15 protein-coding genes are annotated in these 15,323 nt (G+C 67.0%); 4 read left to right on the top strand and 11 right to left on the bottom strand.

Annotated features, from left to right (window positions below; genetic code table 11):
• Nucleotides 1-92: 92 nt before the first annotated feature.
• Complete coding sequence (locus AB4089_RS02555) at nucleotides 93-347, bottom strand: hypothetical protein (protein ID WP_441407763.1); 255 nt, start codon at nucleotides 345-347, stop codon at nucleotides 93-95.
• A gap of 197 nt (nucleotides 348-544) precedes the next feature.
• Between AB4089_RS02555 and AB4089_RS02550 the strand changes: the two genes are divergently transcribed.
• The gene (locus tag AB4089_RS02550; protein WP_018773569.1) at nucleotides 545-1,036 is read left to right on the top strand and encodes a YajQ family cyclic di-GMP-binding protein; all 492 of its coding nucleotides are present in this window, start codon (nucleotides 545-547) and stop codon (nucleotides 1,034-1,036) included.
• 184 nt (nucleotides 1,037-1,220) lie between these two features.
• Here the strand turns inward: AB4089_RS02550 and htpX are convergent, their stop codons facing one another.
• Together htpX and AB4089_RS02540 are read right to left on the bottom strand one after the other, a co-directional pair.
• Nucleotides 1,221-2,090, bottom strand: a complete 870-nt coding sequence (gene htpX, locus AB4089_RS02545) for a zinc metalloprotease HtpX (RefSeq protein WP_441407762.1) — start codon at nucleotides 2,088-2,090, stop codon at nucleotides 1,221-1,223.
• 51 nt (nucleotides 2,091-2,141) lie between these two features.
• Nucleotides 2,142-3,413, bottom strand: coding sequence for an MFS transporter (locus AB4089_RS02540; RefSeq protein ID WP_441407761.1), 1,272 nt, complete (start codon nucleotides 3,411-3,413; stop codon nucleotides 2,142-2,144).
• Nucleotides 3,414-3,514: 101 nt separating this feature from the next.
• Between AB4089_RS02540 and AB4089_RS02535 the strand changes: the two genes are divergently transcribed.
• The 3 genes from AB4089_RS02535 (at nucleotide 3,515) to AB4089_RS02525 (ending at nucleotide 6,277) form a co-directional block, all read left to right on the top strand.
• Nucleotides 3,515-3,982: a Fur family transcriptional regulator gene (locus AB4089_RS02535; RefSeq protein WP_441407760.1), complete on the top strand. Its 468-nt coding sequence runs from the start codon at nucleotides 3,515-3,517 to the stop codon at nucleotides 3,980-3,982.
• Nucleotides 3,983-4,003: 21 nt separating this feature from the next.
• Nucleotides 4,004-5,503 (top strand): catalase, encoded by a 1,500-nt coding sequence (locus AB4089_RS02530; protein WP_441407759.1) that lies wholly within the window; start codon nucleotides 4,004-4,006, stop codon nucleotides 5,501-5,503.
• A 138-nt stretch (nucleotides 5,504-5,641) separates the two neighbouring features.
• Nucleotides 5,642-6,277 carry a DUF2461 domain-containing protein gene (locus AB4089_RS02525; RefSeq protein WP_441407758.1) on the top strand — a complete coding sequence of 212 codons (636 nt, stop codon included), beginning with the start codon at nucleotides 5,642-5,644 and terminating at the stop codon, nucleotides 6,275-6,277.
• Between the two features lie 44 nt (nucleotides 6,278-6,321).
• On the opposite strand, the gene AB4089_RS02520 is transcribed toward AB4089_RS02525, so the two are convergent.
• The 8 genes from AB4089_RS02520 to AB4089_RS02485 all read right to left on the bottom strand — a co-directional run bounded on the left by AB4089_RS02520 (nucleotide 6,322) and on the right by AB4089_RS02485 (nucleotide 15,265).
• Nucleotides 6,322-6,927 carry a TetR/AcrR family transcriptional regulator gene (locus AB4089_RS02520; protein ID WP_441407757.1) on the bottom strand — a complete coding sequence of 202 codons (606 nt, stop codon included), beginning with the start codon at nucleotides 6,925-6,927 and terminating at the stop codon, nucleotides 6,322-6,324.
• Nucleotides 6,928-7,119: 192 nt separating this feature from the next.
• Nucleotides 7,120-8,688 (bottom strand): amino acid permease, encoded by a 1,569-nt coding sequence (locus AB4089_RS02515; RefSeq protein ID WP_441407756.1) that lies wholly within the window; start codon nucleotides 8,686-8,688, stop codon nucleotides 7,120-7,122.
• 172 nt (nucleotides 8,689-8,860) lie between these two features.
• Nucleotides 8,861-9,268 carry a DUF779 domain-containing protein gene (locus tag AB4089_RS02510; RefSeq protein WP_441407755.1) on the bottom strand — a complete coding sequence of 136 codons (408 nt, stop codon included), beginning with the start codon at nucleotides 9,266-9,268 and terminating at the stop codon, nucleotides 8,861-8,863.
• A 121-nt stretch (nucleotides 9,269-9,389) separates the two neighbouring features.
• Nucleotides 9,390-10,913: an acetaldehyde dehydrogenase ExaC gene (gene exaC, locus AB4089_RS02505; protein ID WP_441407754.1), complete on the bottom strand. Its 1,524-nt coding sequence runs from the start codon at nucleotides 10,911-10,913 to the stop codon at nucleotides 9,390-9,392.
• A gap of 147 nt (nucleotides 10,914-11,060) precedes the next feature.
• Nucleotides 11,061-12,440: a GAF domain-containing protein gene (locus AB4089_RS02500; protein WP_441407753.1), complete on the bottom strand. Its 1,380-nt coding sequence runs from the start codon at nucleotides 12,438-12,440 to the stop codon at nucleotides 11,061-11,063.
• Nucleotides 12,441-12,553: 113 nt separating this feature from the next.
• Nucleotides 12,554-12,844, bottom strand: a complete 291-nt coding sequence (locus AB4089_RS02495; protein WP_441407752.1) for a hypothetical protein — start codon at nucleotides 12,842-12,844, stop codon at nucleotides 12,554-12,556.
• 36 nt (nucleotides 12,845-12,880) lie between these two features.
• Entirely contained in the window at nucleotides 12,881-14,323 is a 1,443-nt protein-coding gene (locus tag AB4089_RS02490) for an amidase (protein WP_441407751.1), read from the bottom strand.
• A gap of 171 nt (nucleotides 14,324-14,494) precedes the next feature.
• Nucleotides 14,495-15,265: an ion transporter gene (locus tag AB4089_RS02485; protein WP_441407750.1), complete on the bottom strand. Its 771-nt coding sequence runs from the start codon at nucleotides 15,263-15,265 to the stop codon at nucleotides 14,495-14,497.
• Between the last annotated feature and the right edge of the window lie 58 nt (nucleotides 15,266-15,323).

Here is a 15,323-nt window from a genome sequence, read left to right as displayed (position 1 = left end):
TTCCGCTTCCAGCACCCGCGGGCAAGACAACTTTACAGAACTTCTGCCGAAGAATCGAATCGGCGCTGGAGAGGGCCAAAATCCCCGGAAAATCAGGCCTCTCCGAGAATGCGTCCGGCCAGGCGTTCCTCGAATCGTGCTGCCTGCTCCGCGGTGACCTGGTTCAGCTGGACGGCGCGGGCCAGGTCCGCGTGGACACCGTCCATGCGGGCTGACGCATCGGCGGCCGGGCTCAGGATGATGGAGGCAGCCAGGGCAGCGGCAGCAACGGAGCTCGCCGTCGTCGCCAGCGTGCTGGCAGCGGCGGCGGTGGTGCGGGTGACGTAGCGGACGGCCTTGTGGTGCATGTTCTTGCCTTTCAGCGGGGGTTCCAACCCTTGCAACTCTGGGCGCCCCGGCTTCGTTCCCGCCATGATTGAGCTATGAGCGGACTGTGAAACGTAGCCGGACCCGCCGGCCGCCACATCCGGGGCATCCGTACTAGGCTGGAATGCAGAGATCCCGGCCTCACCTGAGGCCCCCGGCAACCACCAGGAGGACAGTCATGGCAGGCGAATCCACGTTCGACGTCGTCAGCAAGGTAGACAAGCAGGAAGTCGCCAACGCGCTGAACCAGGCGCAGAAGGAAATTGCGCAGCGCTACGACTTCAAGGGCGTCGGCGCAGAGGTTGATTTCAGCGGCGAGAAGATCCTCATGAAAGCCAACTCCGAGGAGCGCGTCCTGGCGGTCCTGGACGTGCTGCAGTCCAAGCTCATCCGCCGCGGCATCTCGCTGAAGTCCCTCGACACCGGCGAGCCCTACGCCTCCGGCAAGGAGTTCCGGCTCGAGGCCTCCATCAAGGAGGGCATTGCCCAGGACCTCGCCAAGAAGATCAACAAGCTGATCCGGGACGAGGCCCCCAAGTCCGTCAAGTCCCAGATCCAGGGCGACGAACTCCGGGTGACGTCAAAATCCCGCGATGACCTCCAGGAGACCATGAACCTGCTCAAGGGCTTCGACGAGGCCGACCTGCAGTTTGTGAACTTCCGCAGCTAGCGGCCCGTCCGCCGTGGACGTTTCCTTACGACGCGCAAAAGGGACGGCGACACCGGAATTCCGGTATCGCCGTCCCTTTTGCGTGTCGCGGAGCAAATGCCGCGTCGTCAGCGAAGCCGCCCGTCGCCAGCCGATCCGCGCGTCGCAAGCCAAGCCGCCCGGCGCCGGCCAAGCCGCGCGCGTTCTAGCTGAGCGGACGGCCCGCCATCCGTTCCAGCCGGCCGATCCGCTCGGCCATCGGCGGGTGGGTGGAGAACAGCTTGGCCACGCCCGCCCCGCGGAAGGGGTTGGCGATCATCAGGTGCGAGGCGTTGACCAGCCGCTGGTCCTGGGGCAGCGGCGCCAGCTGGACACCCTGCTCGATCTTGCGCAGGGCGGAGGCGAGCGCCAGCGGATCGCCGGTGAGCGAGGATCCGTCCTCGTCGGCGTCGTACTCCCGTGTCCGCGAGATGGCCATCTGGATCAGGGAGGCGGCGAACGGGGCCAGCAGGGCCATGGCGATCGCGGCGAACGGGTTCCCGTTGCGGCGGTCCCCGCCGCCGAACAGCAGCATCATCTGCCCCACCGAGGTAATGACGCCGGCGACGGCGGCGGCCACCGACGCGGTCAGGATGTCCCGGTTGTAGACGTGCATCAGCTCATGGCCCAGGACGCCTCGCAGTTCACGGGCGTCCAGCAGCCTCAGGATGCCCTCGGTGCAACACACAGCCGCGGTCTTCGGGCTCCGGCCGGTGGCGAAGGCATTGGGCGCCATGGTGGGCGAGACGTAGATCCGTGGCATCGGCTGGTTGGCCCGGGCGGAGAGCTCGCGGACGATCTGGTACAGCTGGGGCGCCTCGGCCTCCGTGACGGGGTAGGCCTGCATGGACCGGATGGCGATCTTGTCGCTATTCCAGTAGCCGTAGGCCGTGGTGGCGACGCCGATCAGGGCCATGATCACGATGGGCGCGGCACTGCGCGTCCCGGCGGCGATGAACGCCCCGAGGCCAAGCAGGACTGCCCACAGGACTCCGAACAGGGCCGCGGTTTTCAGTCCGTTGTGATGCTGGTGCACTGGTCCTCCTATATGCCCTTGACCTCGATACGTACCCATAAAAACGAACCGCTACGGCACAGGGTTCCGCGCGTCATACTGCAGGAATCCGGACTGCCGGCGGGCCAACGTCCAGGCCACGGCAATGCACAACACCCCGCCGAGCAGCAGGACCCATCCCTCGTTCAAAAGTTTAGTCGCGCCGCCGGCCAGCATGTCCCCGATCCGGGGCCCGCCCGCGACGACCACCACGAACACGCCCTGCAGGCGCCCGCGCAGGTGGTCCGGGGTGGAGGCCTGCAGGATGGTGGTCCGGAAGACGGCGCTGACGGAATCCGCGATCCCGGCGAGTGCACAGCACAGGGCCGCGGGCAGCAGCCACACCGTCGCGCCACCGCCGCCGGACTGACCGGCGAGGACCACCACCAGGCCGAGCGCCGCGATTGAGGCGCCCCAGCCCATCACGGACCACACGACGGCGGTCCCCTGGCGGCGGACGCCGCCCAACGGACCGGAGAACAATCCGGCCAGGAAGGCACCCACGGCCGTCGAGGCCAGCAGGATGCCAACGGTTGCCTCGCCGCCGCCGATCATGAGTGCAGCGATGGCGGGCAGCAAGGCCCGCGGCTGGGCAAAGATCATGGCCACGAGGTCGATCACGAAGGTCATGCGGACGTTGGGCCGGGTGCCAAGGAATCGGAAGCCCTCGAGCACCGAACGCAGTCCGGCCGGCTTGGCATGCTGCCCGGGAGGCATGGGCGGCAGCCTGAGCAGCGCCCAGAAAGCGAAGGCGAAGGTGACGAGGTCGATCGTGTAGGTCCAGCCGAACCCGATCCACGCCACGAGCACTCCGGCCAGCAGCGGACCGGCCGTCATGGTCAGGCCGAAGGTCATCATGCTCAGGGCGTTGGCGGCCGGCAGCAGCTCCTTGCGCACCAGGGCGGGGATGATGGCGCTGCGGGCCGGCTGGTTGATGGCCTGGGCTCCGCTCTGCACCGCCACGATCGCATACAGCAGCCACACGTTGCCCACCTGCAGCCACGCCTGGAGGGCCAGCGCGGCGGTGCTAAGCCACAGCACGGACGAGGCCAGGAGGGCTACCGTGCGGCGGTCGTGGGCGTCCGCGATCGAGCCGCCCAGGAGGCCGCCGAAGATCAGGGGGACGAGGGCGAAGATGCTCAGCAGCCCTACGTAGAGGCTGTCCTGGGTCAGCCGGTAGACCTCAAGGCTGACGGCCACCAAGGTCAACTGGCTGCCCAGCGCCGAGACGGCTGTGCCCAGCCACAGGCGGCGGAAGGCGGGACTTTCGCGCACTGGGGTGATGTCCGCCAGAAGATTCTCCACCGGGCAACTCTAGCGGCGGCCGGGGACGGGCTGTGACACGGACGGACATTCTTAGCCCTGCCTTATTGTGAGACAGTCATAATAAGTGCTTCAATGAGGGTATGACGGATTCCTCGGGCACCCACGATGCATGGGCAGCCGCCCTGCGTGCCCACGGCCGCCGGGTGACCAAGCAGCGCCTGGCCGTGCTGGCCGCCGTCGAACATCACCCGCATTCCCCCGCCGAGGCAATCCTTGCCGCCGCCCGGCAGGAATTGCCGGACCTGACCGCCCAGTCCGTCTACGTGGTCCTGGGGGACCTCACCGACCTGCACATGCTGCGCCGGTTCGAACCCCCGCACTCCCCCGCACTGTACGAGACCCGGGTCGGAGACAACCACCACCACGCAGTGTGCATCAGCTGCGGCCGCGTGGAGGACGTCGAATGCGCCGTGGGCCATGCGCCCTGCCTGACCCCGCACTGGGACGCGGACGCCAAGCCGATGACCATCCAGATCGCGGACGTGCTGTACCAGGGCATCTGCCAGGACTGCCAGCGCACCCAACAGCTTCCCTCCGAACGAAACTAAGAAATCCAACAAAGGAGAACGATGACCGAGAACATCTCTGCGCCCGCAGTGTCCACGACACAGTCCGGCGCTCCCGTCACTTCTGACGCCCACTCCAAGTCCGTCGGTGCCGACGGCGCGATCATCCTGACTGATCACTACCTGATCGAGAAGCTCGCGCAGTTCAACCGCGAGCGCGTCCCGGAGCGCGTCGTGCATGCCAAGGGCGGCGGCGCGTTCGGCACCTTCAAGGCCACCGAGGACGTCTCGAAGTACACCAAGGCCGCGTTCCTGCAGCCGGGTGCTGAGACGGACATGCTCATCCGTTTCTCCTCGGTCGCCGGCGAGAACGGCTCCCCCGACACCTGGCGCGACCCCCGCGGGTTCGCCGTGAAGTTCTACACCACCGAGGGCAACTACGACCTCGTCGGCAACAACACCCCGGTCTTCTTCATCCGCGACGGCATCAAGTTCCCGGACTTCATCCACTCCCAGAAGCGCCTCCCGGGCACCCACCTGCGCGACGCCGACATGCAGTGGGACTTCTGGACCCTCTCCCCCGAGTCCGCCCACCAGGTCACCTGGCTCATGGGCGACCGCGGCCTGCCGGCCTCCTGGCGTGAGATGCAGGGCTACGGCTCGCACACGTACCAGTGGATCAACGCCGAGGGTGAGCGCTTCTGGGTCAAGTACCACTTCAAGTCCAACCAGGGCGTCAAGTCCATGACGGGCGATGAGGCCGAGGCACTGGCCGGCTCGGACGCGGACTTCTACATCCGCGACCTGCAGGAGAACATCGCCGCCGGTAACTTCCCGTCCTGGGACCTGCACGTGCAGGTCATGCCGTACGAGGACGCCAAGACCTACCGCTTCAACCCCTTCGACCTGACCAAGGTGTGGCCGCACGCGGACTACCCGCTGGTCAAGGTCGGCACCATGGAGCTGAACAAGAACCCGGAGAACTACTTCGCGCAGATCGAGCAGGCCACCTTCGCGCCGTCGAACTTCGTGCCGGGCATCGCCGCTTCCCCGGACAAGATGCTGCAGGCCCGCATCTTCTCCTACGCGGATGCACACCGCTACCGCGTGGGCACCAACCACGCCCAGCTCCCGGTGAACGCGCCGCAGAGCCAGGTCAACAACTACAGCCAGGACGGCGCCGGACGCTTCCACTTCAACGCTCCGTCCGTTCCGGTCTACGCACCGAACTCCGTGGGCGGCCCGGCTGCCGTGGAGCCCGCGGTTGCCGGCGGCGGCTGGGAGAACGACGGCGAGCTCACGCTCTCCGCGCACTCCCTGCACGCCGAGGACAGCGACTTCGGCCAGGCCGGCGCGCTGTACCGCGAGGTCTACAACGACGGCGAGAAGGCCCGCCTGCTGGAGACCGTCACCGGCGCCGTCAGCGGCGTGAAGAGCGCCGACATCAAGGAACGCGCCATCGCGTACTGGACCAACGTCGACGCCGACTTCGGCGCCAAGCTGCGCGCCAACCTCGGTGCCGGGCAGGTTGAGTCCGACGCCGAGGCCGCCAACAAGGTCTAGTCCCTGTTGATTCGACCTGCGCCGTCAGCTCGACGGTGAACGCCCCGCCACGGATCTCCGTGGCGGGGCGTTGTGCGTTATCCACATGCGTACGCGTGGCCCTCGCATCCGAGGAGCGCGGATCCGTAGGATTTGGGCATGACCGCATTTGCAGGCATTCCGGATGACGCCTTCCGGTTCTACGCCGATCTTGAACAGAACAACAACCGTGACTGGTGGCTGGAGCACAAGCCGGTCTACGACGCCGCGGTGAAAGGCCCGCTCACCCAGCTGCTGGCCGAGCTGGAGCCACACTTCGRCCCGGCCAAGATCTTTCGGCCCAACCGGGATGTCCGGTTCTCGCCGGACAAGTCGCCCTACAAGACCGCCCAGGGCGCCTTCGCCGAGCTGGACGAGGGCTTGGGCTTCTATATCCAGCTCAGCGCCGACGGCCTGCTAATCGGCGGCGGCTGCCACACCTACACCCCGGCCCAGCTGGCGCGCTTTCGCGGTGCGGTGGATGATCCCTCCAGCGGCGAGGCCCTGCGGGAGATCGTGCGCAAAGTCGAGGCAGCAGGGTTCGCGGTGGAGGGCGAACGCCTCAAGACGGTGCCGCGGGGCTTCGACAAGGACCATCCCAGGGCCGAGCTGCTCAAGCACAAATCGCTCACGGCCGGGGTCAACGTGGGCCAGCCGGACTGGCTTGCCGGCCCCGGCGCGGTGGAGGAAGTGGCACAGCGCTGGGAGGAACTGCGTCCCCTTGTGGAGTGGGAGGGCCGCTACGCCGCTCCCTGAGGGTCAACTGTGCTGCTTCCTAAGCATCAGCCGCTTCCTGCGAATCAGATGTGCTGGCCGTCGGTGGCCAGGCGCCTGTCGAGGTTGTTGAAGAAGACCAGCATCATCAGCCCAAAGGCCTCGCTGGCTTCCTCGGGCTGGTTGTTGACGACGAAATCGAACTGCAGCCCATAGAAGGCGGCGGTGAACAGGCGGGCGTCCGTGTCGGCAAACTCGGGCTGGATGCCCTGGAGGACGAGCCAGTCCCGGGACTTTTCGTGCAGCATCCGGAAGTGCTCCTGGGCGGTGCCGCGCGGTACCGCCGCCACCACGTCCTGCGCTGTGGCCTCAAATTCAAGCCGGGCCAGGTGCCGGTTGCGCTGCGCCATGGTCCACTGCCAGGACTCAAGGAGGAAGGCACGCCACGCGTCCCTGTCGATGTCCCGGACGTCCGTGGCACGAATGCTGTCCAGCCGGGATTCGATACCGCGGATGATTTCGTTGATCAGCTGTTCCCGGTGGCCGAAGTGGTACACCAGGACGTAGCTGCTGACGCCCAGCCCGTCGGCGAGGCTCCGGAACGTGAGCTCCGCCAGCGACTTGTCCATCAGGTAATCGAGAATCGCGGACAACAACTCTGTTTTGCGTTCCGGTCGTGCGGGGCGGGCCATGCCTCCATCTTAGGGAGCAGCCCGCCCCTCCCGCGCCCGCAGCCGACGGCCAACCCGCGCCGGCTCCTTCCCGGACAACGCCGAAATCGCCGGAGCCGTGCGAAGTCGCTGGAAATTTCCGGCGGCTTGGCACGGCTCCGGCGACTTCGACATCCCGGAACAGACGGTCCCGATCGGGAACCGGTAGCGCGGTCAGCGGGTGAGCGCGTCCTCGTCGTCCTTGGCAGCCGGTCCGGCCGTCGTGGTGGCGCTTCCCTGGCCGGGGCCATTCACTGAGGCCCGGGCCTCCGCGAACTTTTCATTCAACCGGGAGTGACGCTGGCCGTAGGCGAAGTAGATGGCGATGCCGATGACCAGCCAGATCGCGAAGAAGATCCAGGTTTCCACGGCGAGGTTGGTCATCAGGTACAGGCACAGCACAGCCGAGACGACAGGGAGCACCTTTCCGAACGGGACGCGGAAGGCCGGCTTCAGGTCGGGGCGCTTCTTGCGGAGCACCAGGATGCCCAGGCTCACCATCACGAAGGCGGAGAGCGTGCCGATGTTGATCATTTCTTCCAGCAGGTCCACGTTGGTCAGTCCGGCCACGAGGGCCACTGCGGCGCCGCAAATGATCTGGAGGCGGGCCGGCGTCGCACGAACCGTGCTGGTCTTGGACAGCGAACGCGGAAGCAGTCCGTCGCGGCTCATGGCGAGGACCACGCGCGAGAGGCCCATGAGCAGCACCATGATGACGGTGGTGAGGCCCACAAGGGAGCCAAAGGCAATGATCTTGGCGGCGTCGGTATTGCCGACGGCCTCGAACGCGGTGGTGAGCGTCGGGTTCTTGGCCTCGGCCAGCTGCGTGTAGGACACCATGCCGGTCAGTGCCAGCGACACCAGGATGTACAGCACCGTGACGATCGCCAGGCCACCGAAGATACCGCGGGGCAGCGTCTTCTGCGGGTTCTTGACCTCTTCGGCCGAGGTGGCGACGACGTCGAAGCCGATGAAGGCGAAGAAGACCAGGGCCGCGCCGGCGAAGATTCCAAGGGTTCCGTACTGGGCGGGGGCCGCACCGGTCAGGAAGCCAAAGAAGGACTGCTTGAGGACATCCGCGGTCCCGGTGCCTCCGGTCGGCTCGGACGCCGGGACGAACGGGGCGTAGTTCTCGACCTTCATGTACGTGAAGCCGACCACGATCACGAACAGGACCACGGCAATCTTGATGAGCGTGAAGATGTTGCCCACGCGGGCAGAGAGCTTGGTCCCGAGGACCAGCAGCACGGTGAAGATCGCAACGATCAGGAAGGCGCCCCAGTAGAGGTCGACGCCGCCCAGGGAGATCGACGGCGGAATGTCCACGCCCATGAGCGCGAAGACCTTGCTGAGGTAGATGCCCCAGTACTTCGCGATCACGGCGCCGGCCGTGAAGAGTTCGAGGATCAGGTTCCAGCCGATGATCCACGCCAGGATCTCGCCCATGGTGGCATAGGTGAAGACGTAGGCGGAGCCTGCCACAGGGATGGCTGTCGCGAACTCGGCGTAGCACATGATGGCGAGCGCGCAGGTGACGGCGGCAACGAGGAAGGAGATGGTCACGGCGGGGCCGGCGAAATTCGCGGCGGCCTTGGCGCCGACCGAGAAGATCCCGGCGCCCACGGCAACGGCGACCCCCATGATCATGAGGTCCCACGTGCTGAGCGAGCGCTTCAGCTTACGTCCGGGTTCATCGGCGTCAGACATGGACTGCTCGATGGATTTGGTCCGGAAAAGATTCATTAGGAAAGTCCGCAATCTCGATAACAGGTTTGGAAACAGACCTATCTATCGTAGGGTCCATCCACTGGACGGCCAGATTTGTCCCACATAGTGGACGCCGAAGCGAGTGGCAGCGGCCGCGGACCAGCCTCAAATCCCACCCTGATCGGCCTCAGACGGGCCACGGATAGGCTCAGACGGGCCAGTCCATCAGCGTCGAGCGGATCAGGAATCGCTTGCCTTCCGGCGCTTCCACCGAGAACCCGCTCCCCCGGCCAGGAACGACGTCGACGGTCAGGTGAGTGTGGCTCCAATAGTTGAACTGCTCCCGCGACATCCAGAATTCCAGCGGCTGGGGCTGCAACCCGTCGGAGATGTCGAACAGGCCCAGCTGGACGTCGGAGTCCCCCGTGATGAACTCCCCTGCCGGGTAGCACATCGGCGAGGAGCCGTCGCAGCAGCCACCGGACTGGTGGAACATCAGTGGACCGTGCTGTGCCCAGAGCTTGCGCAGCAACTCGACGGCCTCGGGGGTGAGCGCCACGCGGGAGAAGTCCTCGCCGTTGCGGGTGATGGCGGCGTCGAGCCTGGCCTGGGACATGGGAAGTACTCCCTCAGAAGTCGGTGGGGCGGAAGTCGATGCGGGCGGAAGTCGGGGCTGGCGGGAAATGGTGCGGGCGGGGCGGATCACTGCCGATCCGCCCCGCCCGGGTCAATGCGGCTTAGAAGAAGCCGAGCTTGTTTTCGTTGTAGCTGACCAGGAGGTTCTTGGTCTGCTGGTAGTGGTCCAGCATCATCGAGTGGTTCTCGCGGCCGATGCCGGAGGACTTGTACCCGCCGAACGCGGCGCCGGCCGGGTAGGCGTGGTAGTTGTTGACCCACACGCGGCCGGCCTGGATCTCGCGGCCGGCACGGTAGGCGACGTTGCCGTTGCGGGACCAGACGCCGGCGCCGAGGCCGTAGAGCGTGTCGTTGGCGATCCCCATGGCGTCGTTGTAGTCGCTGAAGCGGGTCACGGACACCACGGGGCCGAAGATCTCCTCCTGGAAGATCCGCATCTTGTTGTGGCCCTCGAACACGGTGGGCTGCACGTAGTAGCCGCCGGCCAGGTCACCGGGCAGTTCGGCGCGCGCGCCGCCGGTGAGCAGCTTGGCGCCCTCCTGCTTGCCGATGTCGATGTAGGAGAGGATCTTCTCCAGCTGGTCGTTGGAGGCCTGGGCGCCGAGCTGCGTCTCGGTGTCCAGCGGGTTGCCCTGGATGATCTTCTCCACCCGGGCGATGGCGTCGGCCATGAAGGAATCGTAGATGCCGTCCTGGACCAGGGCCCGGGACGGGCAGGTGCAGACCTCGCCCTGGTTGAAGGCGAAGAGCGTGAAGCCTTCCTGGGCCTTGTCGTAGAACGCGTCGCTGGTGTCGGCGACGTCGTTGAAGAAGATGTTCGGGCTCTTGCCGCCGAGTTCCAGGGTGACCGGGATCAGGTTCTGGCTGGCGTACTGGCTGATCAGCCGTCCGGTGGTGGTTTCACCGGTGAACGCGATCTTGCGGATCCGTGAGCTGGAGGCCAGCGGCTTGCCGGCCTCGACGCCGAAGCCATTGACCACGTTGACCACGCCAGCGGGCAGGAGGTCTCCGATGAGTTCCATCAGCACCAGAATCGAGGACGGCGTCTGCTCGGCCGGCTTGAGGACGACGGCGTTGCCGGCGGCCAGGGCCGGGGCGAGCTTCCAGACGGCCATGAGGATCGGGAAGTTCCAGGGGATGATCTGGCCCACGACGCCGAGGGGCTCGTGGTAGTGGTAGGCGGTGGTGTCGTCGTCGAGCTGGGACAGCCGGCCCTCCTGGGCGCGCACTGCGGAGGCGAAGTAGCGGAAGTGGTCGGCGGCGAGCGGAATATCGGCGTTGAGGGTTTCGCGGATCGGCTTGCCGTTGTCCCAGGACTCGGCGACGGCGAGCATCTCGGTGTTCTCATCGATCCGGTCCGCGATCTTGTTCAGGATCGCGGCGCGCTCGGCCACGGAGGTCTTGCCCCAGGACGGTGCGATCTTGTGGGCGGCGTCCAGTGCCAGCTCGATGTCCTCGGCGGTGCCGCGGGCGACCTCGCAGAACGCCTTGCCGGTCACCGGGGTGATGTTCTCGAAGTACTGTCCCTTGACCGGGGCAACCCATTCGCCGCCGATCCAGTTTTCGTAGCGGTCCTTGAAGGTGACCTTCGAGCCCTCGGTACCGGGCTGGGCGTAAACAGTCATTGCTAGCTCCTTTGCTGTGCAAGATGGGGGGCAGCAAGGCGCTTCCGGCCCCCGTTGCACCCAGCGTAGGCGGGCATAGGTTGCAATCAGGTTGCAACCTATGTGAGCCAGGTCACCTGTCGGGCGTCCCGGCTTCCCGCGCCGGGGTCAGGCGCTCAGTTCCTTGTCCAGCCGTTCCAGATCGGCGACGACGGCGGCGCGCTTGGGCGAGCGGGGCGCCAGCAGCTTCAGCGCGGCGATCCGGACCTCGACGTCGTCCTTTGCCTCGGGCAGCGCAGCGTACTTCAGGAGCGATTCGGCGCTGCCGTCCGTCAGCAGGGCCTCGCGCATCAGCGCGGAGACCCTGCCCCGCAACTCCACGATGCCGGGCGCTTCGGAGCGTGGCAGCACGGCGCCCCGGTAGAGTTCCAGCGCTATCCGGTGGGCGCCGCGCTGCAGGCAGTCCAGCACCTGTCCGGCGTCGGGAATGAGGTCCAGCGGCAGGCGGTAGGGGCGTGATTCCGGGACGGCGCCGGGGTTGAGCTGGTGGAGTACCTTGCGCAGCCGCACCATCTCCGCGCGCAACGTCATGGTGGAGGCGTCCCCCGGGTACAGGAGGGCGCAGAGTTCCTCGGCGTTCAGCCCTGCGGGGTGCGTGCTGAGCAGCGCCAGGATCTCGCTGTGCCGGGCGGACAGTGCAACGGTGCGGCCGTCGATGCTGAGCAGGGCCTGGTCGCGGCCGAGCAGCTGGAGGCTGTCGCGGTAGAGGCTGTTGGCGGCCGGCGCCCCGGACGGTCTGGGCGCCGAGCTGCGCCGTCGGGACGGCGAGGACTCGCGGGCAGCGGCCAGCTGCAGCCGTTCCACCCGCAGGTGGGCCTGGGCCGCGGCGACTGTGGCCTCAACGAGCGACAGCGTGTGCGGCGCCACGGCCGACTCGGTGCCGGTGATGTCCACGACCCCCAGCAGGGCGCCGGAATCGGGATCGTGGAAGGGCACAGCCGTGCAGCTCCACGGATGCACCGAGCGCTTGTAGTGCTCGGCGCCGGAGATCTGGATTCCCCGGCCGAGGGCCAGGGCGGTACCGGGGGCGCTGGTGCCGACTGTCGCCTCGGACCAGTCGGCGCCGGGGACGAACATCATGCCTTCCGCCCGGCGCTGCAGCTCGGCGTCGCCTTCCACCCAGAGCAGCCTGCCGACCTCGTCCCCCACAGCTACCAGCATGCCGCTGTCATGGCTGGGCAGGACCAGCAGCTTATGGATCACGGGCATGATGGCGGCCAGCGGGTGCTGCCGGCGGTATTCTTCGAGTTCCTCGCGGTCCAGGGCCAGCGGCGCCTCGGGGTTGTCAGGGTTGGCGCGCAATTGGGCTGACCGCCGCCACGACTCCTGGATCAGGCTGCTGAGTCCGGGCAGTTGGAGCGCCTCCGGGGAAACGAGTCCCCGCGAGTCCAGTTCCTCGTGCCCGGCGCTGGCATGCTGCTGGCGCAGCGCTGCTGTGACCCCGCCAGCTGGCGGGAACAGCGCTGCCGGATGGACCAGATTCCTCATTGAACTCCCACCGGACGGGCTCGACGGCGTGCCGAAGGCCGCCTCGTCCGGCCCAGTCTAGTTCCGCGCGGGGAGTTTGGAAACGCACCGGCCTGAACAGGCCCGCGGGCGGATCAGGCGCCCGCTCCCGGCGGCAGGACGTAGCTCTTGACCTCGCCCAGGTGCCGGATATCGGGATGCGGCAGGCCAGCGGCCGTGAGCAGCTCCTGGAATTCCCGGCCGCTGCTGAACCGGTCAAAGATCTCCCGGTTCGGGCAAGTGTCCAGGACGGCGATGCCCTCCTCCGTTTGCACGCACAGATGCACGTCCAACTGGCCGGCCGGCAAGAGGGCCAGCATGCGGTCGTGGCCGGCCAGAAGCTCTGCCGGGTCACCGCGGAAGCTGTACATTCCCAAATACATCATCGCTCTCCTTCACATCGACTCCGCTGCGCGATATCGCTATACAGGCACCAGTGGATGCCGTCCGGCCCACGGCCTGGCCTGTTCCAGCTGGGCGGCGAGCCGGAAGAGGGTCGCTTCGGCACCGAAGCCGGCGAGGAAGGACATGCCCACGGGAAGCCCTGCCGAATCGGTGCCCAGGGGAACGGACACGGCCGGGTCGCCCGTGATGTTGGCGTACTCGCCGTCGAACATCAGGAAGCGGCCGGCCTCCCGTTCCCCGCGGACGGGGTCCTCCGCCGTCGGCGTCAGGGTGCCCAGCGGCAACGGCGGCCAGCCCACCGTCGGCGTCAGCCAGAGATCGTAGACTCGGAAAAAGCCGGCTACCCGGCGGCTGAACCGCTGCAGTTCCTCCACGCCCTGAAGGTAGTCTCCGGCACTGACCTTCCGGCCGCGCCCGAACAGGACCTCCGTATGCGGTTCCAGCTCGCCAGGATCCGGCCCGCGGCCCAACCGCCGTGTCCAGTACCCCTCGATCCAGGCGGCTGCGGCGGCGTAGACCGCCCGGATGGCCCGGTGTCCGGCCTGGTCCAGGGGCTCGGGGTGCGCCTCTTCGACGTCGTGGCCCAGGCTGCCCAGCAACTCCACTGTGGCGTCGAAGGTCCGAAGGTAGTCGGGATGGACGCTCTGGCCGCTGTTGGGCGTGGCTGTGGCGGCGATCCGCAGCCGTCCCGGCGGCGTCGCGGTTTCGGCCACGTACGGGCGCTGCTGCGGCGGTGCCCAGTAGGGGTCCCCGCGAGCCGGGCCGGCGACGGCGTCCAGCAGCGCCGCGGCGTCGCGCACTGTCCGGGTCAGGGCGAATTCGGCCGCGAGGCCGCCGACCACATCACCGTATTCCGGCCCCATTGGCACCCGTCCCCGGGTCGGTTTGAGGGCGAAAAGCCCGCACCATGCCGCCGGATAGCGCAGTGACCCGCCGAAGTCGTTGCCGTGGGCCATCGGGACGATCCCGGCGGCCACGGCGGCGGCCGACCCGCCGCTCGATCCGCTCGTGGACCGGGACAGGTCCCAGGGGTTGCGCGTGGCTCCTTGCAGCAGCGGTTCGCAGTGGGGGCTGAGGCCGAACTCGCAGGTGTTGGTCTTGCCGATGATGGCCAGCCCGGCCCGGCGGAAGCGGCTCGCGAGCTCCTGGTCGTGCTGTGAGACGTTGCCGGCGAGCCAGCGGGAGCCTTCGGAGAACGGTGTCCCGGCGATTTCCAGGGCAAGGTCCTTGACGAGGAACGGCACGCCGGGAAAGGGGAGGTCATCGGCCGCCGCGCCGCCGTCCGGACTGCCGGTAACCGGAGAGTTGCCGTCCAGCTCGGCGATCACTGCGTTCACGGCGGGGTTGATTTCCCTGATGCGGTCCCGCGCCTCAGCGAGGAGTTCGGCGGCGCTGACCTGGCCGGAGCGGACCAAGTCCGCCTGTTCGGTGGCATCCATCCAGCGGAGCTGTTCGTCCACGGCAACCTCCCGAAGCGACTAACTGGGCGGGACCAACGGCACGGCATGAACGGCGCGGGACTATGCGCGGGAATCGCGGCGGCCCGGTGCCCGCCGCGGCCGTCGGTGTCCGTGAAGATTCTACGTCCGGACGCCGGGCGGGACCAGGCGTTCACTGGGTTGGTTCGGCCACTACGTTGGCTCGACGAGCAGCTTTCTGATTTCGGTGAGCTTGGCTTCGGATGCTTCCAGGCGCAGGCGGAGTCCTTCGACCGTCGCGGTACCGGCGTCGGCCTTATCGACGGGCGGCGCGGGAGTCTTGGGAGCCAGGAAGAAGTTGGCGAGGTAGCCGGTGAACGTGCCGAAGATGCCGACACCGAGGACGATGATGCCTGACCCGATGACCCGACCCACATCGGTGACCGGATACTGGTCACCGTAGCCAACTGTCGAGATCGTGACGATCGTGTACCAGATGGCGTCCGAGGCGCTCGTGATGTTGGCCCCTGGGGCGTATTGCTCGACCCGGAGCATCGTGAAGCTGCCGAATTCCAGGACCAAAATGCCCATGAGCAGCAGTATGTACAGGGAGCTGCCGGCCCGGTCTTTCATCAGCGCGCGGCCGATCGTGTGGACGCCGACCTCGCGGAGCAGACGGTAGACACGGATCAGCCGGAAGATACGCAGGATCTTGAATTGGGCAACGGGCACGCTGGCCAACAGGTCGGCCCAGCCGAAGTGCTTGAAGAAGTAAGCACCCGCCGAGGGCGCCGTGAAGATCCGGTAGAGGAAGTCGGCGAGGAAGATCACGCTGAAGATGGCGTTCATCACGGTGAGCACGGTATCGAGCGACGCGTCCTGCACGACATACAGGAGCACGAGATTGACGATCGACAGGATCGAGAGGATACCGATGAAGATCTCGTATCCGGTGCTCTTCAGTTCACTGCGTTCCTTGGTCATGTGAGGATTCTGGCACGCAGGCAGCCGCGTGCCGACACTTTTTTCCAGCCATCACGCA

The sequence above is a fragment of the Arthrobacter sp. 2MCAF15 genome (genome assembly GCF_052115605.1).
Lineage (GTDB): Bacteria > Actinomycetota > Actinomycetes > Actinomycetales > Micrococcaceae > Arthrobacter.
Note: the sequence above shows the minus strand (reverse complement) of the source record. Positions and strands in the feature narration are given on the sequence as shown.